Annotated in this window: 22 protein-coding genes and 2 riboswitches; of the genes, 14 read left to right on the top strand and 8 right to left on the bottom strand. The window is 62.0% G+C overall.

Annotated features, from left to right (window positions below; translation table 11 throughout):
• Positions 1 to 34: 34 nt before the first annotated feature.
• A complete protein-coding gene (locus tag RG2_RS17425) occupies positions 35 to 1,123 on the bottom strand; it encodes a 3-deoxy-7-phosphoheptulonate synthase (RefSeq protein WP_033234043.1) in 1,089 nt (362 codons plus the stop codon).
• Positions 1,124 to 1,357: 234 nt separating this feature from the next.
• Positions 1,358 to 1,490: riboswitch (cobalamin riboswitch) on the top strand.
• 42 nt (positions 1,491 to 1,532) lie between these two features.
• Between RG2_RS17425 and RG2_RS17420 the strand changes: the two genes are divergently transcribed.
• The 3 genes from RG2_RS17420 to RG2_RS17410 are packed head-to-tail and all read left to right on the top strand — an operon-like array spanning position 1,533 to position 4,410.
• On the top strand, positions 1,533 to 2,579 hold the full coding sequence (locus tag RG2_RS17420) for an ABC transporter substrate-binding protein (RefSeq protein WP_033234042.1): 1,047 nt from the start codon (positions 1,533 to 1,535) through the stop codon (positions 2,577 to 2,579).
• Positions 2,576 to 3,616: a FecCD family ABC transporter permease gene (locus RG2_RS17415; RefSeq protein ID WP_033234041.1), complete on the top strand. Its 1,041-nt coding sequence runs from the start codon at positions 2,576 to 2,578 to the stop codon at positions 3,614 to 3,616. Before RG2_RS17420 ends, RG2_RS17415 begins: the two co-directional genes overlap by 4 nt.
• Entirely contained in the window at positions 3,613 to 4,410 is a 798-nt protein-coding gene (locus tag RG2_RS17410) for an ABC transporter ATP-binding protein (protein ID WP_033234040.1), read from the top strand. The genes RG2_RS17415 and RG2_RS17410 overlap by 4 nt, the downstream gene beginning before the upstream one ends.
• Here RG2_RS17410 and RG2_RS17405 read toward each other — a convergent pair.
• The 5 genes from RG2_RS17405 to RG2_RS17385 all read right to left on the bottom strand — a co-directional run bounded on the left by RG2_RS17405 (position 4,358) and on the right by RG2_RS17385 (position 10,053).
• Positions 4,358 to 5,473, bottom strand: coding sequence for a DNA alkylation repair protein (locus tag RG2_RS17405; protein WP_033234039.1), 1,116 nt, complete (start codon positions 5,471 to 5,473; stop codon positions 4,358 to 4,360). The two genes, RG2_RS17410 and RG2_RS17405, sit on opposite strands and share 53 nt — an antisense overlap.
• Positions 5,474 to 5,577: 104 nt before the next feature.
• Positions 5,578 to 6,561: an adenosine deaminase family protein gene (locus RG2_RS17400; protein ID WP_033234038.1), complete on the bottom strand. Its 984-nt coding sequence runs from the start codon at positions 6,559 to 6,561 to the stop codon at positions 5,578 to 5,580.
• A complete protein-coding gene (locus RG2_RS17395) occupies positions 6,558 to 7,610 on the bottom strand; it encodes an isopenicillin N synthase family dioxygenase (protein ID WP_033234037.1) in 1,053 nt (350 codons plus the stop codon). The genes RG2_RS17400 and RG2_RS17395 overlap by 4 nt, the downstream gene beginning before the upstream one ends.
• 41 nt (positions 7,611 to 7,651) lie before the next feature.
• The gene (locus tag RG2_RS17390; RefSeq protein ID WP_033234036.1) at positions 7,652 to 8,614 is read right to left on the bottom strand and encodes an isopenicillin N synthase family dioxygenase; all 963 of its coding nucleotides are present in this window, start codon (positions 8,612 to 8,614) and stop codon (positions 7,652 to 7,654) included.
• Complete coding sequence (locus tag RG2_RS17385) at positions 8,611 to 10,053, bottom strand: purine-cytosine permease family protein (RefSeq protein ID WP_033234035.1); 1,443 nt, start codon at positions 10,051 to 10,053, stop codon at positions 8,611 to 8,613. Before RG2_RS17385 ends, RG2_RS17390 begins: the two co-directional genes overlap by 4 nt.
• A 105-nt stretch (positions 10,054 to 10,158) precedes the next feature.
• Between RG2_RS17385 and RG2_RS17380 the strand changes: the two genes are divergently transcribed.
• Entirely contained in the window at positions 10,159 to 10,776 is a 618-nt protein-coding gene (locus RG2_RS17380) for a helix-turn-helix domain-containing protein (RefSeq protein ID WP_033234034.1), read from the top strand.
• Positions 10,777 to 10,966: 190 nt separating this feature from the next.
• On the opposite strand, the gene RG2_RS17375 is transcribed toward RG2_RS17380, so the two are convergent.
• Positions 10,967 to 12,055 (bottom strand): FAD-dependent monooxygenase, encoded by a 1,089-nt coding sequence (locus tag RG2_RS17375; protein ID WP_033234033.1) that lies wholly within the window; start codon positions 12,053 to 12,055, stop codon positions 10,967 to 10,969.
• 47 nt (positions 12,056 to 12,102) lie between these two features.
• Entirely contained in the window at positions 12,103 to 12,648 is a 546-nt protein-coding gene (locus RG2_RS17370; protein ID WP_033234032.1) for a CGNR zinc finger domain-containing protein, read from the bottom strand.
• 68 nt (positions 12,649 to 12,716) lie between these two features.
• Between RG2_RS17370 and RG2_RS17365 the strand changes: the two genes are divergently transcribed.
• The 10 genes from RG2_RS17365 (at position 12,717) to RG2_RS17320 (ending at position 23,365) form a co-directional block, all read left to right on the top strand.
• Positions 12,717 to 13,664, top strand: coding sequence for an EamA family transporter (locus RG2_RS17365; protein WP_033234031.1), 948 nt, complete (start codon positions 12,717 to 12,719; stop codon positions 13,662 to 13,664).
• 45 nt (positions 13,665 to 13,709) lie between these two features.
• Positions 13,710 to 14,648: an ABC transporter ATP-binding protein gene (locus RG2_RS17360; protein ID WP_033234030.1), complete on the top strand. Its 939-nt coding sequence runs from the start codon at positions 13,710 to 13,712 to the stop codon at positions 14,646 to 14,648.
• On the top strand, positions 14,648 to 15,421 hold the full coding sequence (locus RG2_RS17355) for an ABC transporter permease (protein ID WP_033234029.1): 774 nt from the start codon (positions 14,648 to 14,650) through the stop codon (positions 15,419 to 15,421). The genes RG2_RS17360 and RG2_RS17355 overlap by 1 nt, the downstream gene beginning before the upstream one ends.
• Before the next feature lie 36 nt (positions 15,422 to 15,457).
• Entirely contained in the window at positions 15,458 to 16,546 is a 1,089-nt protein-coding gene (locus tag RG2_RS17350; protein ID WP_072782648.1) for a sensor histidine kinase, read from the top strand.
• Positions 16,543 to 17,151, top strand: a complete 609-nt coding sequence (locus RG2_RS17345; protein WP_033234027.1) for a response regulator transcription factor — start codon at positions 16,543 to 16,545, stop codon at positions 17,149 to 17,151. Before RG2_RS17350 ends, RG2_RS17345 begins: the two co-directional genes overlap by 4 nt.
• Positions 17,152 to 17,367: 216 nt before the next feature.
• A complete protein-coding gene (locus tag RG2_RS17340) occupies positions 17,368 to 17,802 on the top strand; it encodes a helix-turn-helix domain-containing protein (protein WP_033234026.1) in 435 nt (144 codons plus the stop codon).
• 108 nt (positions 17,803 to 17,910) lie between these two features.
• Positions 17,911 to 18,119, top strand: a riboswitch (cobalamin riboswitch).
• A gap of 136 nt (positions 18,120 to 18,255) precedes the next feature.
• On the top strand, positions 18,256 to 20,520 hold the full coding sequence (metE, locus tag RG2_RS17335) for a 5-methyltetrahydropteroyltriglutamate--homocysteine S-methyltransferase (protein ID WP_033234356.1): 2,265 nt from the start codon (positions 18,256 to 18,258) through the stop codon (positions 20,518 to 20,520).
• A 125-nt stretch (positions 20,521 to 20,645) separates the two neighbouring features.
• Entirely contained in the window at positions 20,646 to 21,197 is a 552-nt protein-coding gene (locus RG2_RS17330) for a MarR family winged helix-turn-helix transcriptional regulator (RefSeq protein ID WP_033234025.1), read from the top strand.
• Between the two features lie 111 nt (positions 21,198 to 21,308).
• Positions 21,309 to 22,508, top strand: coding sequence for a homogentisate 1,2-dioxygenase (locus RG2_RS17325; protein WP_033234024.1), 1,200 nt, complete (start codon positions 21,309 to 21,311; stop codon positions 22,506 to 22,508).
• A complete protein-coding gene (locus RG2_RS17320) occupies positions 22,505 to 23,365 on the top strand; it encodes a hypothetical protein (protein WP_033234023.1) in 861 nt (286 codons plus the stop codon). Before RG2_RS17325 ends, RG2_RS17320 begins: the two co-directional genes overlap by 4 nt.

Raw genomic sequence — 23,365 nt, 5'->3', positions numbered from 1 at the left:
GTAGTCGGCGCTACCAGAAAGGCGCACGGGGGCATCAGCCCCTACGGCTGGCAACGGCCTGCGCCAGACGGTCCAACTGCGCTGCCGTGGTGGACCAGTCGATGCACGCGTCGGTGATGGACTGACCGTAGGTGAGTTCGTCCGCCTTGCCCAAGGTCAGGTCCTGACGACCGGCCTCGATGAAGCTCTCCAACATGACACCCGCGATTCCCTGCTCACCGCCGGCGAGACGAGCTGCGATGTCGTCGAGGACGATGACCTGACGCTCGTGATCCTTGCTGCTGTTGCCGTGGCTCGCGTCGATGACCACACGCTCGGGCAGGTTCGACTTGCGCAGGCGGGCAAGGGTATCCGCGACGGTCTCAGCGTCGTAGTTCGGTCCATCGCTGCCACCGCGCAGGATGACGTGGCAGTCGGGGTTACCAGCCGTACGGATCAAGGCAGCCTGACCGTCGAGGTCGGTGCCGGGGAACACATGGCTCGCTGCCGCAGCGCGGGTACCGTCGACGGCTACCTGCACGTCGCCTTCGGTGGAGTTCTTGATTCCGACGGGCATGGACAGTGCGCTGCACAGCTGGCGATGCACCTGGCTCGCAGCGGTCCGGGCACCGATCGCGCCGTAGCTGACCAGGTCCGCGATGTACTGCGGCATGATCGGGTCGAGGAACTCACAGCCGACGGGCAGACCGAGGCTCGACACGTCGAGCAGCAACTTGCGGCCGATACCAAGACCGGTGTTCACGTCGTAGGTGCCGTCGAGGTGGGGATCGTTGAGCAGGCCCTTCCAACCCAGCGTGGTGCGCGGCTTTTCGAAGTAGACCCGCATGACGATGTGCAGGTCGTCCCGCAGTTCTTCGGCCTTGGCAGCCAACCGGCGGGCGTAGTCCATCGCAGCTTCCGGATCGTGTACCGAGCACGGTCCGACAACAACGATCAAACGGTCGTCGTCACCGTTGAGGATGTTGATCGTGTCGGCACGGCCGGTCCGCACGGTTGCGGCCGCGACCTCGTCGGGTGCGTGCTGAGCTCGGACGGTCGCCGGCGAAACCAGCGGACTGATACTGACAGTGCGCTGATCGTCGAGGCTGTCCGATGTGGCTGTGGTGTCGATGGTGACAGTCATGGGGTTTCGGTTTCCTGTTCTCAGGCCGACCCCAGAGATGAAGTGAACTCCAGCGAGCCGGTCTGTAATCCGGCTCTTGGGTGGAGGTTGTCAGCGCGTGGTTACGCCGGCAGGCCCACCCGGGGCCGGCCTGCTAAACCAGAAATAGACGCGCTGCATGTCGGCCACGATACCTCGAGTGCTGACGAGGTCAATTCCGCCCCTGTGTTTGCGAGGAGAAACCAGCACCTCGTTATGGTTGACGTGGCCGTTCGTGCGGCCACGATCGGCGAGGGAACCTGGTGCAAGTCCAGGGCTGACGCGCAACGGTGACGAACCTTCTCGAGGGATCGAAGTCCGGATACTCGCTGATCGAGCACGGCGAATTCTCGGCTCCGCGATCGAGCCCTGAGCAAGGAGTTCCCTCTTCATGCGTTTTATGCGCTTCACATCAGCAGTTGTTGCCACCTCGGCTCTCGCGTTTGGTCTGGCCGGCTGCGGCGCCTCCGACGACTCCGTCACCGCGAGTGACGCCAGCTCGTCCAACTACCCCCTGACCATCGACAATTGTGGTCGACAAGTCACGATCGACGCACCACCGACACGTGCGGTCTCCCTCAACCAAGGCTCCACCGAGATTCTGCTGTCCCTCGGTCTCGCAGACCGGATGGTCGGCACCGCGACGTGGACCGATCCCGTTCGTGAGAACCTCGCAGCCGACAACAATCGAGTCCCGCGCCTTGCCGACAACAAACCGTCGTTCGAGGTTGTCCTCGACACGGAACCCGATTTCGTATCGGCCTCGTTTGCCTCCACGATTGCCGAGGGCGGCGTCGCGAGCCGAGATCAGTTCGCCGCGCTCGGCGTACCGACGTACCTCTCGCCCACCGACAACGGCTGCGACGGCAAGGTGTCCTCGGCGTCGAATGCGGACGGCGCTCGCACCGAACCGTTGAAGATCGAGACTGTCTACCAGGAAATCCGGGACTTGGCAGCAATTTTCGACGTGCGTGATCGAGGTGAGCAGTTTGTCACCGAACTACAGGATCGATTCGCGAAAGCGTCCGATTCCGTCGATGCGTCCGGGGTCTCACTCGCATTCTGGTTTGCCGACACCATGACTCCGTACATGGCTGGTTGCTGTGGCTCGTCCGGAATTATCACGGAATCTGTTGGCGCGGAGAACATCTTCGCCGATACGACGGACGAATGGCCCCAGGTCAGTTGGGAAACCATCCTCGATCGCAACCCAACGGCCTTGGTGCTCGCGGACCTGAGTCGGCGCAGTATCGACGGTGACGCTCTGGCCAGCAAGATCGCCTTCCTCGAATCCAACCCTGTCACCTCGCGTCTGCAAGCTGTGCAGGACAAGAAGTACATCGTTGTGAACGGCGCCGATCTCAACCCCTCGATCCGCACGATCGACGGTGTCGAGAAGACCGCTACCGCGCTGCGTGACTGGGGCTTGGCCAATTGAGCACGCGCACTGCGCGTCTCGAATCCCGGTCAACTCTGGGAGTGCTGTTCCTGATCGGTTTGGTGGTTCTCGGATTCTCGATCGCGCTGGCGATCACGATCGGCCCGGCTAATCTGTCGGTTCGCGACGTCTACGCCGTAGTGCTCGAGCATTGGGGTGTCGGATCGTCCGGCGTCAGCCGCATCAAGGACGGCATAGTCTGGGAATTGCGGCTTCCCCGAACACTCTTGGCTGCAGTGTGCGGTGCTGGGCTCGCATTGTGCGGCGTCATCATGCAGTCGCTGCTCCGTAATCCACTGGCCGATCCTTTTGTTCTCGGAATTTCGTCCGGGGCTTCGACCGGTGCGGTGATGATCGCGGTGCTCGGCATCGGCGGCGGCGTTATCTCGCTGTCCGCCGGTGCATTTGCCGGGGCCGTCGTCTCGTTCGGCCTGGTGATGCTGCTTGCTGCGGGCGCAGGCGGTGGCACGTCCCGCGTGGTCTTGGCAGGTGTTGCAGGCACACAATTGTTCTCGGCACTCACGTCGTTCATCGTCATTTCCTCCGCCGACGCCGAGCAGACCCGAGGCGTCTTGTTCTGGCTTCTCGGTTCGTTGGCCGGTGCCGGCTGGACGGACGTAGTTCTGTGTGGCGCAGTGGTAGCCGTCGGAATCCTTGTGTGTCTCGCCCAGGCACCGGCGTTGGACGCCTTCACTTTCGGCAACAACGCCGCCGCGACGCTCGGAATCCCGGTGCAGCGCGTTCGGCTGCTCCTTCTCACCATCACCGCGCTGATCACGGCCGCATTGGTCAGCGCTGCCGGGGCGATAGGTTTTGTGGGACTGGTGCTTCCGCATGCGGCCCGGTTTCTGGTCGGTTCGAGACACAGCCGTTTACTCCCTGCCACGGCGCTGATCGGTGCGATTTTCATGGTGTGGGTGGATGCCATCGCGCGTACTGCGTTTGCGCCCCAGGAGATTCCGGTCGGTGTTGTGACGGCCTTGATCGGCGTCCCCGCATTTGCGGTCATCCTGTTCCGCATGAGGAGAAGCGCATGAGCCTCGCAGCACACGACATCGTGTGGCACCGCGGAAAGAACCTGATCCTCGATCGGGTGAGCGTCGCCGCGCAACCGGGTGACACCATCGGGATCCTCGGCCCCAACGGGTCCGGGAAGTCCTCACTCATCAGCATCCTGGCTGGAGTCACGTCTCCTGACTCGGGCGATGTCACGCTGGGCGGCACCAGCATCAGCAACGTTCGCCGACGCACCGTTGCCCGGAAGATCGCGGTGGTCGATCAGCACGCCCACACCGAGGTCGACATCAGCGTGCTCGACGTCGTGAGGCTCGGCCGCATTCCACACCGCACACTGTTCGGTTCCGGCGAGGAAGCCGACGACGACGCAATAGACCAGGCACTCGCCGATACCGGCATGACGTCGATGCGACGACGCTTGTGGCACACGCTGTCCGGCGGGGAACGCCAACGCGCGCAGATCGCCCGCGCACTGGCTCAGCAACCGGACGTGCTGCTGCTCGACGAGCCGACCAACCACCTCGACATCTCACACCAACTCGACATCCTGTCACTGGTGTCGACGCTTCCGGTGACCAGTTACATTGCGCTGCATGACCTCAACGTGGCGGCGATGTTCTGCGACCGTCTTGTGGTGCTCGAACGCGGACGGGTGGTTGCGTCTGGTACACCGACCGAAGTGCTGACCGAGGAACTGGTCGAACAGGTCTACCGAGTCCGGGCAAAAGTCACGATCGACCCCGACGACGGCTATCCCTCGGTCAGTTATCGTCCGCAGCGACTTGGAGCTGAAAAGATCTCAGACCCTGTGTAACTCCGTTGATCTGTAACTCGACGGAATGAGTACCGGCGTAATACCGCCGCGTGCTGATCGGCTTGAAGGAATGCCGCTTGGCTACCTTCGCGCTGGCACCGGGCTCGAGAGAGCGCGTGGTCAGCTTGAACACCTTCGGACTGGTGAGTCCGTTGGCCTTGACGTGATGGACTATGTAGTCGATTGCCACAGTCACGGACTCACCGCCGTTGTTACTCACCGCAAAACCGAATGCGATGTCTCCGCCCAGATCGACAGCGTCGCGATCGATCACAAAGTCCGAAATCACGATATCCGTGGGTGCCGCAAAGCCCAGCAGAGCCAACGCATCGACGTCGCCGGCTTTCACCAGGCTGCGCAGTGCATGGCGAACCACTTTGGGCGTAGCCGCGTCGGGATCACCGAGCCAACGCTTGGCGATCGATACCGCTAATGCAGCGTCCGCGCGACTGAGGTCGTTGAGATGATTGGCGACAGATCTCCGCACGTATTCCGAGTCGTCGCGGTACAGCGCGTCGAGAATCGAGACCGTGGACTCCGGGTGCTCCGTCAATGCCTTCACCCGCCTACCCCAGGGCAGACGCATCCGGGTGCCCTCACTGGCGAGGCGCCGAACATGCTCGTCCTGGTGATCGGTCCATCCGAGAGCGATCTCCAGCGCTCGCGCGGGATTCGCGTCGAGAAAGGTCCGGATCGCAAATTCGCTCGTCAGACGCGAGGTCAGTTCGGCGAGTAGCGCCATACCGTCGTCGAAATCTGCATTTCGGCCACTGCGCGTGGCGATCACTGCAACAGCTTCCGTGACCGGCCAGATCATCCAGCCCGCAAAGGCCTCGTCGCGCAACGCCAGCCGGATTACCTCGGCAAAGCGCGGAAACTCCTCGGGTAGGTCGGACATCATCGCGTCTCGCACCACACGAGTGCGCTCACCGAGACTGAGGCCGTCAAAGCCGGATGAGCTCTCGCGAACAGCGGCCAATCGCGTGCGTCCCGACGCTTGTTCAAGGCACAGGGCAAGATCGGCGACTACGGAGGCTCCGAGCAGTTCATCAGCGGTGGGCATGCGCGAAGGGTACAACCGGGGTCCGACACGACCGTAGCGTCGGCGCCGGTTAGTGCTGTGCGCATCGATCCAGTTACAGACGGTCCCGTGTCGACGTACTCGGATCAGGTCCTGAGTTCGGCAGTCAGGGTACGGCGGTCGGTCTCGTCAAGGAAGGTACCGGCGACCGATGCCAACTGGATGTCGTGAAGGTCGGCGACCGTCAATCCGGCGGCCTCGAGCATGGAGTGCTCGGAGGTGAGTGTTGTTCCGAAGTGTGCGGGCGCGTCGGTGGCCGGTGAGATGCGGAGTCCACGGCGCCACATGTCTGCTGGAGCGCCCGCGACCTCGAGACCCCAGGTCTTCAAGAGTTCGGCCGCGCGAGTGCTGACGGTGAAAGTGACACCGGCATCGAGGCATCGCTGTAGGTCGTCGTCGTTGCTCAGTATTGCGTATCCGTGGTCGATGCGGCTGCAGCCAAGCAGGTCGATGCTGTCCAGGATGCTGTCGGACCCGGCGGTTTCGCCGGCATGACTTGTGGCGCGTAGTCCTGCGCGTCGTATGCGAGCGAATGGCTCGATGAAAGCATCTGCGGGGCCCAGGGTTTCATCGTAGTCCAGGCCGACTCCGACCACGAGGTCGTTGTTGCACTCAATGATGTAATCGACCACTTGGGCGGCTTCGGCGGGTGAGCGGGAGCGGTCGATGGCCGGGATCAGGCGACAGTTGACGCCGGAGGTGGAGTGTTCGATGCCGTCGATGATGCCGGCGAGTTGGGTGCGGTAGGGCACCGCGTCGTCGAGATGGACCATGGGGCTCCAGAAGATTTCGACGTATCGGACGGCCTGCTGAGCCACCGAATGCAAGTACGTGTCGACGGCTTCGGCAAAGTCGCCTGCTGTGCGCAGGAGATGGGCGGTGGCGTCGTAGCCCTTCAGGTAGTCGTCGATGTCGGCGACACTCTGGTAGGCACCCAGCGCCGGCGCAAGCAAGTGGTTCAGTGAGTTCCGCTGCGCAAGAAGGTAAACGAGGCTGATCGGCAGGGCGGCTTCGAGGTGACAGTGCAATTCGATCTTCGGAAGGGTGGCAACGGTGAATGTGCTACTCATGATGTACTGCCAGTGAGGCGAGCGGCCTCCCGGATCGCATGGGGATTCGGTTCCCGCCCCCGGGACCCGCGGAGCTTGGCGGTTATGTGCTCTTTGACCGTCACCGGCTCATATCGCGGTGGATTGCCGGGACCGGTGCAACCCGGCAGGCACGCGATGACCGTCTCGGGGTTGCCGTCGTGGAAGAAGGCCGCCGAGCGTCGCGGCACGAGCCGGCCGTCGACGCGTGGCGGCGCTACCCGGTGCATGGTGGAGATCCAGCGATCGTTGGTCCAGCGGGCCAGCGCATCGCCCAGGTTGACCAACAGTGCCCCGTCGGCGGGCTGTACGGGGTGCCAAACCCGCTGACTGTCAAGTATTTCCAGTCCGGGCACCTGATCTGCCCACAAGACCGTCACGATACCGTAGTCGGTGTGCGCTCCCATGCCCATCTGCTCGGATTCCAAGGTGACGTCGGGGTGGGGCAGTTGATAGTTGTTGATACGCAGTACATCCAGAGAGTGCGTGGTGAACTGCCGAAAGTAGTCGATCGGTAGATGCAGAGCCAGGGCGAAGATGTCGGCCATGGTGTGCGCCACGCGTCGGGCCTCGCCGAACCAAGCGGTAACGGCAGATTCGAAGTCGGTTGTCTCGCTGGGGAAGATGGTGGGCGCGTAGTCGACGGGATCGAGGTCCGGAGAGGCGTGGTCGGCAGGGTCGACGCCGATGTTGAACGCCTCGAAAAGATCTGCGGCGGTGATGATCCCGAGAGAGTTTGCCAACGCCTCGGCTCTCGGTGGGGTGTACCCGCGGTTGATGTGCGGCGGTGTGGAGTATTTGCGTTTGGTGGACTCCGGCAACGCGAAGAATTCGTCGGTGGCCGCGGTGAACCGATCGAGCACTTTCGGTTGGATGCCATGCCCGACCACCTGCATGAATCCGACGGTGGATGCAGCCAGATCGACCTGGCGGGCGATTGATTGCCGATCGATATCGGCCCCGCCTGTGAACGTCGAGATATCGATGATCGGGACCTGGAAGTCGGTTCCGGCGTTGCGGGCAAATGCCATGATGGATGTCGTCCTCGCGTGTTGGGTGGTCTGGGCGTTCGTCAGATGGTGATCGCGGAATACCGGGCGCGAAGGTAGTCCGCAGTCGTGACGGGCTGGTAGGCGTGCGCTCGTCCGATCGGCGGACCGAAAGACTCGATCACCGCATCGTGATTGGCTTCGAAGAAGAAGATCAACGAGATCAACTCCTCGTTGGGGTCGTGCGCGGACGGAGGCAATACCCGGTGCCTGGTCGAGCGCCACCGATCGCCCGTCCAACGAGCCATCAGATCACCGATGTTGATGGTGAAGGCATCATCGACGAACGGTGCATTCACCCAGCTGCCGTCACCGGTATCGACCTGGAGCCCGCCGTAGCCTGCTTGACGGTCGAGTATGGTGATGACCCCGAAATCGGTATGCGGCGCGATCCGGTATTGGCCGTCGATTGCAATCCCGGTCTCGGCCATCGCCGGGTATCGATTGAGGTTGAACGAATGTGGTGCGCGGTCGGTCCGAGAGGTGAACCAGTCGGGATCGAGATTCAGTGCCGAAGCGAAGACGGTCAGCAATTCTGCTGCCAGGGAACGCATCTGCTCGGTGTACGTCGCACACAGCCGCTCGAACTCCGGCACTTCGGTCGGCCAGACATTGGGCGCGAACCATTCGTTATCGACCACGGGATCACCGGTGGAGTAGTCGTCCCAGCCGTTCGTGTAGGTCTCCTTGAGGTCGGCTGGACCCGGAGTCTCTTCGACGAAAGCGTTGGCTTCGGCACCCGAGGGGATCCACCCCCGCCCACCGACGTGGGTCCGGTATCGATGTTTGGTCGCCGGGCCGCTGGTGAAGAACGCCGATCCGGCGGCCCGAATCTGCGCGCGGAGTTCAGGATCGATTCCATGGCCCGAGATCAACAGGAATCCGGACCCTTGCAGGGCCTGGTCGACACGTTCGCTCAGCTTCGCACGCTGCAAGGAGGATCCGGTGCGCCACTGTTCGAGATCGACGAGGGGAATGGTGTTCATGCGCTGAGCCTTTCGGTGACTGTGCTCTCGTTACGGGTTGATGTGCGTGCCAGCGCCCAGTAGGTCAGCGCCCCGACCACCAGGCCGGCTGGCACACTGAGGTCGGCGCCGTCGAATGCCTTGGAGATGGGGCCGGTGAAGACCGTGGTGTTGATGCAGAGCAATGCCGCGATCATGCCGGCGACCTGGGCAGTGACGCCGGCCGGATTGAAGCCGAGAACCCGGCGATACCGGCCGCCGTCATCGGATAGTGACGCTATGTCGTACCGGCCCGAGCGCAGGAAATAGTCGACGACCATGATCGCCGCCCACGGTGCGAACCAGACGATCATGAAGAGCAGGAAGTTCCCAAGCAATGTGTTGAAGTCGCCGGAGAACGTCACGACGATCGCGACGATCGCGCAGACAACGGCATCGACGACGACGGCTTGCCAACGACTGATTCGAATACCCATCGCCTGCAGTGTCATTCCCGAGGAATAGAGGTTGATCGCATTGAGCGCGGTGAGCTGTAGCAGGACCACAAGAAGATAGGGAGTCAGGAACCACGACGGCAGAGCCGACGGTAGTCCGCTGATGGGATCGACGGCGTCTGGGACTGCAGTGGCGACGGCCGCACCCAGCAGCATCAGCAGGGTTTGCGGCAGAGCGCCTCCGATCGCGGTGCCCACCACCAGGCGAACGCGACTGGTTGACTCGGGCAGATATCGGGCATAGTCGGCGGCGTTCGGTGTCCATCCCAGACCGCTTCCTGACGCCGCCACCGCGACACCGGCGAAGAACAAGGCGGTGCCACCGGAGGCCGTGCCCGTCTGGACATCCACGGAGTCGAACACGAGCACAACCAGCACCGCGAACAGCACAGTGAACGGGATCAACAGGATTCGAATCGCCTTCATGATCACCGACAGGCCGAAGATAGGCAGAATGCTCTGCGTAACCGCCAAGCCCAAGATGACGACGACCTCGAGCGGAGTGCCCAAATCGATCCCGGCCTGACCGAGGAGAACCGACGTAGCCAGAAACATCAACACCAGATCGAGTGACTCGTAACCGATCTGCATTATCCAGTTGCAGAATGCAATCGGTCGATTTCCGTTGCGCCCGAAGGGAGCGCGGCTCGCGGCGAACGTGGTGGTGCCGGCAGCCGGCCCGGGCAGCGAACACAAACCGGTGATGATCCATGTCGCGTTACCGATCAGAATCGCTGCGACTGCTTGCCAGAGGTTCAGACCGAGTAATACGAGGAGGGCGCCGAAGACGATGCCGGTGACGTTCATCATCGCGCCGCTCCACATCAGCGCCACCGATCGCACCGAGCCATGGCGTTCACTCGCCGGCACATGGTCGATGCCTCGTTGCTCGATCGTGAATCGCGAAGATCCGGCTTCCGATGGAGACTCACTACTAACGGGTTGATCGGTGGAGTGAACGGACATCTTTAGACTCCATACTGAAGTGGAAGTGACGAAGCGATAGCTGACAACTATCAAAATGGGCCATGAGTATTTCCTGCAGCTATACTGGGTGTTACGGAGTTGTTAATGACGCAGACCACCGACGATGAGACCGAGTTGGCTGTGGCGATCGGTGCCGCGGTGCGGACTCGGCGAGAGGCCGCAGGGCTCTCGATGAGGGCACTGGCCTCTAGCGCCGGCATCAGCCAACCGTTCCTGAGCCATGTGGAGCGCGGGTTGAGCATGCCCTCGATGGTCACGATCTACCGTCTTGCCACAGTCCTTAACGTCGCCCCCGGAGAGCTCATGCCCAGCCCCTTGGGCTCACCGAGCCGAGTAGCGATCGTCCGCGCCGGAAGCGGTAGCCCCGTGCCGGTGTCGAGCAGGCCCGATGCGGCCATCGGCCACGCGTTGTTGTTCGACCGCAACACGAGTTTGGAAGTTACCGAGTACAGACTCGAACCCGAGGTTCACATCTCTGAATGGTTCCAGTCGAGCGGGCTCGCGGCGGTCTACCTGATCAGCGGAAGCCTTGAAGTGGAGGTCGAAGGCGAAGGTTCGTGGCAGCTCGAGGCGGGCGACTTCATACGGCATGATGCCGACCTTCGGCATCGCTGGTTACTCGTCGACAAAAAGCCCGCACATGCACTTCTCATCCTCAACCACGCCGTTGCGCCGGGCACTCAACAACGCTTTGGTGGTTAATTGCCGGTCCGGACACGAGAATTCGCCAAGCCACTGACCATCCAGAAGGCGAACGGCCAAACCAACACGGAGTACACCTACGGGGACGATCCGTCACCGCACAAAGCCCCGTCTGCGACCACGCAGGATCCGGGCAGTTCATCAGCTGCGGCATGAGCAAAGGGCACAACCGGGGTCCGACAATGGTCTTTCACATCATGTGCCGAGTGCTGAAGTTCGATCCCAGACCGCGAAGAAACACCTCGGTGGGAAGAGCTCGCAGTACCAGGTCGCGAGCGAGCGTAGCACCGACGCCGCGAGTGAGGATTGTTCGGGCGGATTGACGCGAACGCTTTTGAAGGCGATGTGTTCTCTTGGTGCGCAGATAGTCGTAGGTCGCCAAGTCATGAGCATGAGCGCTGAGCGCGACAGCATCCTCGAGAGCCTGGCATGCACCTTGACCGAGATGCGGCCCCATCGCGTGCGCGGCATCACCCACGAGCACAACGCTGTCTCGAACAAAAGATGGCAGCGCTGGAAGATCTCTGATGTCGTGGCGAAGAATCCGCTCCGGCACAACTGCAGAGATGAGCTCGGGGACAGGTGACGGCCAGTGAAGAAAATCATCCAACGACGGGTCCGGGGCGCCCTTGGACAGCCGTGCAGCAGCAAAAACGTACAACCGCCCGTTCCCCAGCGGAACGATGCCGAATTCTCCTCCTGCGCCGAGGATCCCACCCACGTCAACACTGCCGAAGTCATCAACGATCCACCTCCACGCGCGAACCCCCAGCGACTGCGGCACCGGATACTCAGGGAACATCGTTCGCCGCGTGAGGCTGTCGATTCCGTCGGCGCCGACGATCAGATCGAACTCTTCGAGGCGATCACCACAACGAATCGCGCCACCCACATCGATCCCTGTGACTGCACCGCCGAATCGTAAGGTCACCGATTCGGGAAGCGCTGTGTGGAGAACATCGACCAGATCGCCGCGGTGCATGGCGACAAAATTGCCGTGCAGCGCACGGAATCTCTCCTCACTCGTCCGCATCAACCACCGACCCTGGCGATTGCGTATTCCGCCCACCCAACCTGGGGCGGCTCTGCTCCGGATCTCATCGCCCACTCCAAGGTGATCGAGTGCGGCAAGTGCGTTCGGCCACAACGTGATTCCGGCGCCCACCTCGGCAAGAACCGGCGCTTGCTCGAACACCGTGACCGACCAGCCCGCATTCGCAAGCGCCAGCGTCGTTGCCAGGCCCCCGATACCGCCTCCGATAATTCCCGCTGTATGCATCGTCGATCCCCTCAGATTCGATTAGCACAGTTGTCCGGATGCACCTGTCAGCCAACGGATTTTCGCGCACGATATGCCGCGACATTAGCCCGGTTCCCACAGTTTCCGGTGTCGCAGTATCGCTTTGATCGGTTGCGCGACAGATCCACGAATACTGCGTCACAATCAGGAGCGGTACACCACTGCAGACGCGAGAACTCCCCAGTGCGGATCAGATCGAGCACACCCATCGCCGCTTCGGCGGCCATCCGATCGACGAGGGGCGCATCGTCCGCCGTGACGTGCAGATGCCACCCGAGATCGTCGTGCCGGGCGAGTCTCGGCTGCGCTCCCGATTCGGCCAGCAGCGTGTTCACCACCGCGACGGCGTCGTCCACTTCGGTCACTTCCCAGAACTGTCGCAGACGTGGACGTAGCGTCCGCACCGCATCGAGTTCGCTCTGCGTGCCGTCGCGTCGCCCGGTCCACTTGTCCGCATCGAGAAATCGAGTCAGTTCTTCCTGATCAGGCAGAAGTTCGCCGCCTCCTCGAGCAGTGTTCACCAACGACGCAGCGAAGACGAGCGCCGATTCCGTGTCATCAGCAAAATTCACTTTGACTCCTGAGCATTGTCAACCTAGTGTCATCATCGTAATCGCTTTTACTCCTGACGGGTGACGACGTGAACTCTCGCAACGGCTTGATCTTCGCTCTACTGTCCGCTGCGACCTTCGGCGTCTCCGGCCCCTTCGCCAAATCTCTCATCGAATCCGGTTGGTCGCCGGGAGGCGCGGTGTTCGCGCGCGTTGCCGGCGGCGCACTCGTGATGATGGTGATTGCACTGGGAACCCAGTGGCGTCGTATGCGGCAAGTGACGGCCCACACGCGAACGGTACTACTGTACGGAGTGTTCGCAATATCCGGAGTGCAGTTGTGTTTCTTCAATGCGGTGCAACATCTTTCGGTCGGCGTGGCGCTCCTTCTCGAGTACCTGGCCCCCATCATCGTCATTGGATGGGTGTGGATCACCAAGGGCGCACGACCGAGCGTGCAGACGCTTCTGGGAGCAGCGATCGCCCTGGTAGGCGCGGCCGTGGTCATCGATGTCTTCGGCTCGGCAGAGATCAGTGCCGTCGGCGTCGCTTGGGGACTGGCAGCAGCTGCCTGTCTCGCAGTGTATTTCGTAATTTCCGAACGGGCCGACGGCGATCTGCACCCTGTTGTGCTCGCAGCGTCCGGGCTGACTGTCAGCGCAGTGCTCATCGGACTACTCGGAGTGATCGGCGCACTCCCCCTTGCATTCTCGTCGTCGAACACCGTCGTGGCAGGCCATTCTGTGGGAGTGTGGCTGCCGATAGTGATTCTGGTCGTCGTCAGTACCGTCATCGCCTACCTCACCGGCATCGCCGCGATCACGTTGCTGGGACCCACAATCGGGTCGCTCGTAGCCCTCACCGAGGTCCTGTGCGCAGTGATCGCAGCCTGGATACTTGTCGGCGAATCCATCACCGTCATCCAAGGCATCGGCGGCGCAGCGATTATCGTCGGCCTGGTACTCGCCCGCCTCGGCCAGCAGCCACCGAAACCCGCGACTGCCAAACCAATGACAAATGTCATGGCCGAAGAATGACGGATCGACGAGGGCTCCCCTGCCGAAAACCGGCAGATTCGAGGTATGACCTCAGCACAGGTACTGCATCCACCCGTTGACGGACGAGCACACGACGCCATTCGATTGACCGGACTTCACAAGCGCTTCGGCGATGTGGGCGCAGTCAACGGCATCGACCTGAGTATTCGCCCCGGTGAAATAGTGGCGTTTCTCGGCCCGAACGGCGCCGGAAAAACCACCACCATCGACTTGATTCTCGGCCTGTCGAAGCCGACATCCGGTGACGTGAGCGTCTTCGGGATGGCGCCGCGCGCAGCGATAGCCCGCGGACTGGTCTCCGCGGTCATGCAGAGCGGCGGACTACTCAAAGAACTGACAGTTGCCGAGACGGTGCAACTGACGGCGAGTCTGTACGCACACCCTCGCCCCGTCGACGAAGTCCTGCGCCGCGCCGGAATCCTCGACATCGCCGGCCGACTCGTCAGCAAGTGCTCCGGCGGGCAACAGCAGCGCCTGAGATTTGCGATGGCCCTCCTGTCGGACCCGAGACTTCTCATCCTCGACGAACCGACCACCGGCATGGATGTCGAAGGGCGCCGGGACTTCTGGTCGGCCATCCGAGCCGACGCGGATCAAGGACGCACCGTTCTGTTTGCGACGCACTACCTCGAAGAAGCCGACGTCTACGCCGACCGCATCATTCTGGTCCGGCAAGGAACAATCGTGGCCGACGGAACCACCGCCGAGGTCAAAGCCATGGCGTCCGGACGAACCCTGCACGCGCGGGTTCCTGGCCTGACCGACGAACTTCTACGCGCGATCCCGCACTCGGATGCCGTCGAACTGCGCGGCGAGGCACTGACGGTGCACTCGGGCAACACCGATGCCGTCGCGCGGTTCCTCCTGAACAACACAGCGGCCCGCGATCTCGAAATCGTCTCGCGCGGACTCGAAGACGCCTTCATCGCACTCACGTCGAACAACTCCGAAGGACAGAAGTGATGACCACTGCAACAGAACGTACCGTCGTACCACTGGGCGGGTTCAACACGACCTTGCTGCGTTTGGAACTGCGTCGCCTGACCCGTAATCGGCGCACGATGCTCTTCACACTTGTCATGCCGGTGGTCTTCTACCTGGTCTTCGGATTGGGGCAAAGCGACGACGCTCATGACATCGGGCATGGCAACGTCGCGGCGTACATCATGATCAGCATGGCGTTGTACGGCGCGATGCTCGCAACCACCAGCGGCGGCGCGATGGTGTCGATCGAGCGAGCATCCGGGTGGAGCAGACAACTTCGGCTGACACCGTTGACTCCGGTCGCCTACATCGCCGTCAAATTGATCATGGCCATGCTGCTCGGTCTCGCGTCGATCCTCGTTGTCTATGTTGTCGGCTCGTTCACCTCTGCCCAGATGGACGGATCATTGTGGTTCACAACGGCATTGATCGCTTGGCTCGGATCGTCGATCTTCGCGGCCTTCGGCCTGTTCATGGGATACCTGCTGCCAAGTGAGAACGTCATGCAACTGCTCGGTCCCGGGCTCGCACTGCTGGCATTCGGCGGCGGCCTGTTTGTTCCGCTCCAGGATGGTTCGGTGTGGGCGACCATCGCTCAATTCACTCCGATGTTCGGCATCAACGCGCTGGCGCACGCGCCGCTGACCGGCAATAGCGTCCACTGGACGTGGATCGTCAATATTCTGGTGTGGTTCGCCGTCTTCACTGCCGGAGCGATCTGGCGGTTCCAACAAGATACGGAGCGTGTGTAGTTGTCGGAGACCACTCGCCCAATCGATTCCGCCGCGATGCCGCGACGGAATCGTTTCGGCATTCTGTTTGCCGCCGTGTGGATGATTTTTCTCGGTGGTCCCCTCATCGAGGGATGGAACCTTCGCGACGAATTACGCGGCTGGGCAGGGATTCTTGCGACGCTTACCTTCGGCGCTCTCTACCTCTACACCTTTGCCCGGGTACAGCAGCGCCGTCTCACCCTCAGCGGGGAACCGACAGTTCGCCGCGCGGTACTCACGTTGGCCGGTCTGACTGCACTCGCTGCTGTGATCATCGTCAGTGTCGGGCCGACCGGTCTCGCAACTGCGCCCTACCTCGCGGTCACGGCCGTCACAATGCTTCCGACCGTGGCCGGCGGCATTCTCACCTTGGCCATTGCCGCTTCGGTGGAAATCGTCAGCGTCAGCGCCGGATGGGGAAACTATTCGGGCCTGTCACTCGGAGTGTGCGCCGCCGCGTTTGCCACGTGGGGCGTCATGTCCCTCATCAGACGCAATATTGCGATGGTCCACGAACGAGAAGAACAGGAACTGCGTGCCGTCATGGAAGAACGCGCTCGAATGGCGCGCGATCTCCATGACATCCTCGGACATTCGCTCACCGTCATCACCGTCAAAGCCGAACTGGCCAACCGATTGTTGGACGTCGACGTCGAGCGAGCTCGCAGTGAACTCGACGATCTCGAACGGCTTTCCCGAGACGCTTTGGCTGATGTGCGCTCGGCCGTGAACGGCTTTCGAACCATCTCACTTCCCGTCGAGATCGCCCGTGCCCGGGAGGCTCTCCGTGCCGCCGGCATCGAAGACCATTCCCCGAACAGTACCGAAATGGTCCCACGCCACTTGCGGGAGTTGTTTGCCTGGACCGTTCGGGAAGGCGTCACCAACGTCGTACGTCACAGCGCCGCAACACAATGCACCATAACCATCGACGAGAAGAGCGTCGAAATTGTCGACGACGGGATCTCCGGTGAGAATACGACGATCGGCAACGGGTTGACCGGACTGCGTGAACGCGCCGCAGCGGCGGGAGCCCGTCTGACCATCAACAGCGCCGCGCACCAGGGCTTTTCACTGCAGGTCCATGAACAGGAGAACACGTGAGCATTCGGCTACTACTTGCCGACGACCAGGCATTGGTTCGCGGCGCCCTGGCGGCGCTCCTCGATCTCGAAACCGATCTGACCGTGGTCGCGGAAGTTGGTCGAGGCGACGAGGTTGTTGCGGCAGCTATGGAACACCGCCCCGACGTTGCGCTACTGGACGTGGAGATGCCGGGGATGGACGGGATCGCTGCGACGTCGGCGTTGCTGGAAGCGCTCCCACAGACACGCGTGCTGATCGTGACAACCTTCGGGCGGCCAGGATTTCTTCGCAAGGCGATGCACGCCGGGGCCACCGGTTTTGTCGTCAAGGACACCCCGGCGCGGCAACTCGCCGACGCGGTGCGACGCGTTCATGCGGGGTTGCGCGTCGTAGATCCCACGCTGGCGGCAGACAGCCTTGTCAGCGGCGAATCTCCGCTGACCGACCGCGAAACCGAAGTACTGCGCGCCGCGAAGGCCGGCGCACCCGTTGCAGCTATCGCCGCCGAGCTATTCCTGTCAGCCGGCACCGTTCGCAATCACCTGTCGTCCGCGATGGGGAAGACCGGTGGTGCAACGCGCGGAGAATCTGCCCGAATCGCCGAATCCAACGGTTGGTTATAAGAAGAGCAGGGTCCCCACATAGAGTCCCGTATCCGGCAATTCCGTCGCAATTAATGCCAATCCCTCTCCCGCCTGCAGTTCTGACCCAAATCTTCACGTATCCTGTTACCTGGTTCCACAGCAACACGTTGCGGAACCAAGTAGCGGAGTACCGACCCACCTATGGTTACCTACCAGTTATCAGATGGTTGAGCGGACAACACAGGGGGAAGGCTCATGGCGCAGAGATTCAGCCAACGATTGAATGCGCTGTTCGAGTCCGCCCCCAATCACGTCACCAACGCCATGGTTGTGCGCAGCATGACCGAAGACGGTTGTCGCATCTCGACTCCCTACTTGTCGCAACTCCGCACGGGCGTCCGAACCAATCCCTCACCCGAAGTTGTCTCCGCCCTCGCCCGATTCTTCGAAGTGACTCCGGACTATTTTTTCAACCCCGACCAGGAAGTGCCATTTCTTGCAAGCGGCGATTCCGACCACATTCTGCTCGCACAGCTTCACAATGATCGCCTACGTAATCTCACGTCCCGGGTCGTCGACCTTTCTCCGGCATCACAGGCCCTGCTTGTCGAAATGGCAGAAAATCTCCGATCATCGGAAAATCTTCCCCGCGTCCCTCCCGACTCCAACTCGTACTCGTGGCGCGCCTAGCCCGTCGACAGAAGGCATACAGGCACTCCTTTTCCTGCTCCGACGCTCGTGGCCCTATGCTGGGCAACGCAGCTGGTTCGCCCGGCGCGGTCATGAGGAGCCCCGAAGACCGTTCCTGGCGTCGAAGCTCCGTCAGCCCAGGCTGACGGAGTGAGAGGGAACCCGGTGAAAATCCGGGACTGTCCCGCAGCGGTAAGCAGGAACGACCGCCGTCTACATGCACTGGGCATCTTGCCTGGGAAGCGACGGCCAGTAGGTTCGATCACCACGATCGAGAGCCCGCGAGTCCGAAGACCTGCCGACTGTGTCGGGCACGCCGTGCCCGACGGTCCACCGCCTCGTGGAATGGGCGCGTAGATCTCGAGAAGTGGTCGCATGTTTGATCGCGGCCTCATGAGGTGTACCCGTCTGCCGGCAGTGGCCATCAGTGCAATGGCAATCTGGAGAAACTCCGTGACAACAACATTCACCGCGACCGTGCTGGGCTCTCCGCGCATCGGTCCTCATCGCGAACTCAAGCGGGCCATCGAAAGCTACTGGGCGGGGCGTATCGACGCCGACGCCTTGGCGCGAGTAGCTCGTGACCTCCGTCGGCAGGGCTTGGCCGACCTTCGTGACCAGGGTCTCGACTCCATCCCGGTCAACACTTTTTCCTTCTACGACCAGATGCTCGACACGGCAGTGCTTCTCGGGGCGTTGCCCGAGCGGGTCGCCTCCGTCGCCGATCCGTTGGACCGCTATTTTGCGGCCGCACGCGGCACCGACACCATCGCCCCGCTCGAGATGACGAAGTGGTTCGATACCAATTACCACTATCTGGTCCCCGAGATTTCACCGTCGACGACTTTCGCGCTCGACGCCTCCAAGGTGCTCGGCGAACTGGCGGAAGCACTCGCCGACGGAATTCCCGCTCGCCCGGTTGTTATCGGACCCGTCACGTTCCTTCTCCTCTCGAAGGCTGTCGGAACCGAAGAACCTCTTCTGACGCGGACCGATGAACTGGTTCCGCTGTACGCGGACCTTCTCGGCAAGCTCGCCGAAGCCGGGGCCACGTGGGTACAGATCGACGAACCGGCGCTCGTCGGCGACCGCACCGACGAGGAGATCGAGGCCGCGCGGTCGCTCTACGAACAGCTTTCGTTGTTGTCGAACCGACCGGCAATTTTGCTGGCGTCGTACTTCGGCTCGTTGGGCGATGCACTGCCCGCCCTGGCGTCCACCGCAGTCGACGGTTTTGCGATCGACCTTGTCGCAGGACATGATTCGATAGGTTCCGTCTCAGACCTCGCCCGAAAATTGGTAGTCGCCGGAGTTGTCGACGGTCGTAACATCTGGCGAACGGACCTGGATTCGGCGCTGTCCACGCTTGGCGGGTTGCTCGGCAGCGTCGAGAGGCTTGCCGTCTCCACGTCGTGCTCACTCCTGCACGTTCCGTACTCACTCTCGCAGGAACCTGATCTCGACAAAGCCCTTCGCTCCTGGCTTGCATTCGGCGCCGAAAAGGTGCGGGAAGTGGCAACACTTGCCACCGCACTGACCCAGGGTCGCGAATCCGTCGAGGACGAATTCGGCCTCGCTCGCGCCGCCGCGTCGACTCGCAGGGACGACAAGCGACTCAACGACGCACGCGTGCGTGGGCGTCTTGACGCCGTGCTGAATTCGGCGACCAACCGCGCACCGGCAGCAGAGCGCCGTAAAGCTCAGGCCGAATTGCTGTCGCTTCCTCCCCTTCCGACCACCACTATCGGTTCGTACCCGCAGACATCCAAGATTCGGGTGGCTCGTGCGGCATTGCGCAAGGGAGAGATCGACGGAGGCGAATACATCTCGCGCATGCGCGCCGAGATCGCGGATGTGGTTGCGCTCCAAGAGAAGTTGAACCTGGACGTGCTCGTGCACGGAGAACCCGAACGCAACGACATGGTCCAGTACTTCGCCGAACAGCTCGAGGGATTCTTCGCGACCGCGAACGGTTGGGTGCAGTCGTACGGAACGCGCTGTGTACGTCCGCCGATCCTTTACGGCGATGTCTCCCGGCCGAAGCCGATGACAGTCGACTGGATCACCTACGCGCAGTCACTGACCGACAAGCCGGTCAAGGGGATGCTCACAGGACCGGTCACGATTCTGGCGTGGTCGTTCGTGCGTGACGATCAGCCACTTGCCGACTCCGCCAATCAGGTTGCACTGGCGATTCGGGACGAAACCGTCGACCTACAGGCTGCCGGCATCGGCATCATCCAGGTAGACGAGCCCGCACTTCGTGAACTGCTCCCGTTGCGAGCCGCCGATCAGTCGGCATACCTGGACTGGTCGGTCGGGTCGTTCCGGCTGGCAACGTCGGGCGTCGCGGATTCCACGGCGATCCACACCCATCTCTGCTACTCGGAGTTCGGTGCCGTGATCGGCGCGATCGCGGGACTGGATGCCGATGTGACCTCGATCGAGGCGGCCCGCTCACACATGGAGGTTTTGGACGACCTCAGCGCCGTCGGGTTCGACCTTGGCGTCGGCCCCGGCGTGTACGACATTCACTCTCCGCGGGTGCCGAGCGTCGACGAGATTGCCGGCTCGCTGCGTGAAGCACTCGAGGCTGTCCCGGTGGAACGGTTGTGGGTCAATCCTGACTGCGGCTTGAAGACACGAGGTCCGGTCGAGGTAGAAGCGTCGCTGCGTAACCTCGTCGAGGCGGCAAAGCTGGTGCGAGCGGAGTTGTAGGGGGCTCCGCCCCCCCTGTGCGCCTTTTTGGTAGTGGGCACTACTGGAAAGGCGCACAGGGGCCGTAGGCCCCTTTTAGTACATTCATATACAAACGTGCCTCTTGATCGCGCTAGAGTGACGCCATGGAAGCCGCAGCAGAAGAAACTCAGGGAACGGCCGGAGAGCTCAATTTTTGGTCGTTCATCGAGTTGGCGAACAAAAGACTGTCCGACGAGCACGGCTTTCGCCACCACCTCGCCACCGAGGTTCTCCTGACACTCAACCGCGCATCCAACGTGGTCACGTATGACCTCGAGTCGTCGATACACCGACCACGCGGCTGGTCGTGGTCATCCTTCCGCCTGATGTTCGTGACCTGGCTGGCCGGGCCGATCGAGCCGAAAGCCGCTGCCGAGCTCACTGGAATGAGTCGGGCGGCCGTGTCGAACCTGTCCAAATCACTGCTGGCCGACGGCCTGATCGATCGTCGCCCTACCGAGAACGACGGCCGTTCGGTGCAGCTCTACCTGACCGAGATGGGCAGAGACGCGATGGTCGAGGCGTTTCGCGAGCAGAACGAGCGCGAACACGCGTGGGTCAGCGTCCTCAGCGAAGCTGAGCAGCGGATTCTTGTGATGCTCCTGGACAAACTGATCAGCAATCGCAGCCAGTTCGACGTGCGCGGACGGAACTAACAACACAACCCGCACCCCCTAAAGGGTTGCACCTGTCACATCATTTTAGTTAATGTGTTTACTATCTGGTCAACGTGAGTCAGACGGAAACAGCACAGAAGGAGGCCGGACATGGCGTTCTACCGACAACTCGGCAATGTCCCCCCGAAGCGTCACACTCAGCACCGTGACGAAGCAGGAAACCTCTACTACGAGGAGTTGATGGGCGAAGAAGGATTCTCCTCCGACTCGTCGCTCCTGTACCACCGTGAGATTCCGTCGGCGATCGTCGACGCCACGCTCTGGGAACTGCGTGACCAGAGCACCACGCCCAATCACCCACTCAAACCGCGGCATCTGAAGCTGCACGACCTGTTCCCGGAAAGTATCTGGGCCGAAACGGATGTGGTGACCGGACGGCGCCTGATCCTCGGCAATGCCGACGTCCGCCTGTCCTACGTCATTGCCGGCGCGGCATCGCCCCTGTACCGCAACGCAATCGGCGACGAGATGGTCTACATCGAATCCGGTGAAGCCACTGTCGAAACGGTATTCGGCGCACTCGAAGCACGCGAAGGCGACTACGTCCTCATCCCGATGTCCACGACGCATCGCTGGATCCCCAAGGGCGACAAGCCACTACGCGCCTACGCGATCGAAGCGAACAGCCACATCGTTCCGCCCAAGCGTTACCTCTCACGATTCGGCCAGTTGCTCGAGAACGCACCGTTCTGCGAGCGCGACCTACACGGACCCACGGCTCCCCTGATCGCCGAAGGTACCGATGTGGAGGTCTTGGTCAAGCACCGGACGTCGGCCGGCATCGTGGGAACCCGCATGGTCTACCCGACGCATCCCTTCGACGTGGTCGGCTGGGACGGTTGCCTGTACCCGTACACGTTCAACATCTCCGACTACGAACCCATCACCGGCCGCGTTCACCAGCCGCCGCCGGCGCATCAGGCATTCGAGGGCAACAACTTCGTGATCTGTAACTTCGTGCCACGCAAGGTCGACTACCATCCACTGTCGATTCCTGTGCCGTACTACCACTCCAATGTCGACTCCGACGAGATCATGTTCTATTGCGGCGGCGACTACGAAGCACGCAAGGGTTCCGGCATCGGCCAGGGTTCCATCTCGGTTCATCCCGGCGGACACGCACACGGCCCGCAGCCAGGAGCGTACGAGCGCAGCATCGGTGCAGAGTTCTTCGACGAGCTGGCCGTCATGGTCGACACGTTCCGGCCGCTCGAACTCGGCGAAGGCGCGTTAGCATGCGAAGACGACAACTACGCCTGGAGTTGGGCCGGACGGGGGCCTGCACAATGACCGTCATCTCCCCACTCCTGCGCGGTCTGTGCGACGACGCCGCCCTCTTCCCACCCGGCAATGCGCCTCTCGCCGAAGCAGTTCCGTCGCATCAGTCGTACCTCGAAGCCGGCTACTCCGCATTGGTCGGCCCCTTCGTCTTTCCCGCACCGCGATTGGACGAACTCTCCGCTCACATCTCTGCCGATCATCCTGTGGCACTGAGCCTCACAGTTCCTGCCGGTCCGGACGCCACTGCGGCAGCGGTGGCGAAGGCCTTGGCCATCCCCGGCGTCGATGTCGTAGCGGTGGAGGTTGGAACACCTTCCGGCGTAGCGGCCGATCATGCTTTCGACGAGCTGGCGCGCATTCACGCCGCGTATCCCTACATCGACATCTTTGTCGAGGTTCCCCGCGACGACCGACGCGACAGCTACATTGCCGCGCTGGAAAAAGCCGGTTACAGCGCGAAGTTCCGCACCGGCGGCGTTCAGGCCGAGGCGTATCCCGACGAGAACGAACTCGCTGACGCCATCATTTCCGTTGTCCGCGCTGGTATTCCGTTCAAGGCCACCGCAGGGCTGCATCATGCCGTACGGAACACAGATCCCGACACGGGTTTCGAGCAGCACGGCTTCCTCAACATCCTGTCGGCAGTCGGCGCTGCGGCGACCGGCGCAGATCGGTCCGATGTAGTTGCAGCACTGGCAGAACGGGACGGAACCGCTATCGCACACAGCGTGTCCGAACTCGATGACCAGGACGTGCGTCGACGCTTCCTCTCGTTCGGCACCTGCAGCATCTCGGACCCACTGACCGAACTCGAAGACCTGGGACTGATCAACCGGTCCGAGAAGACAGAAGGAACACTCGCATGA

The organism is Rhodococcus globerulus NBRC 14531 (assembly GCF_001894805.1).
Taxonomy (GTDB): domain Bacteria; phylum Actinomycetota; class Actinomycetes; order Mycobacteriales; family Mycobacteriaceae; genus Rhodococcus_F; species Rhodococcus_F globerula.
This window is presented reverse-complemented; position numbering and strand designations above follow the sequence as displayed.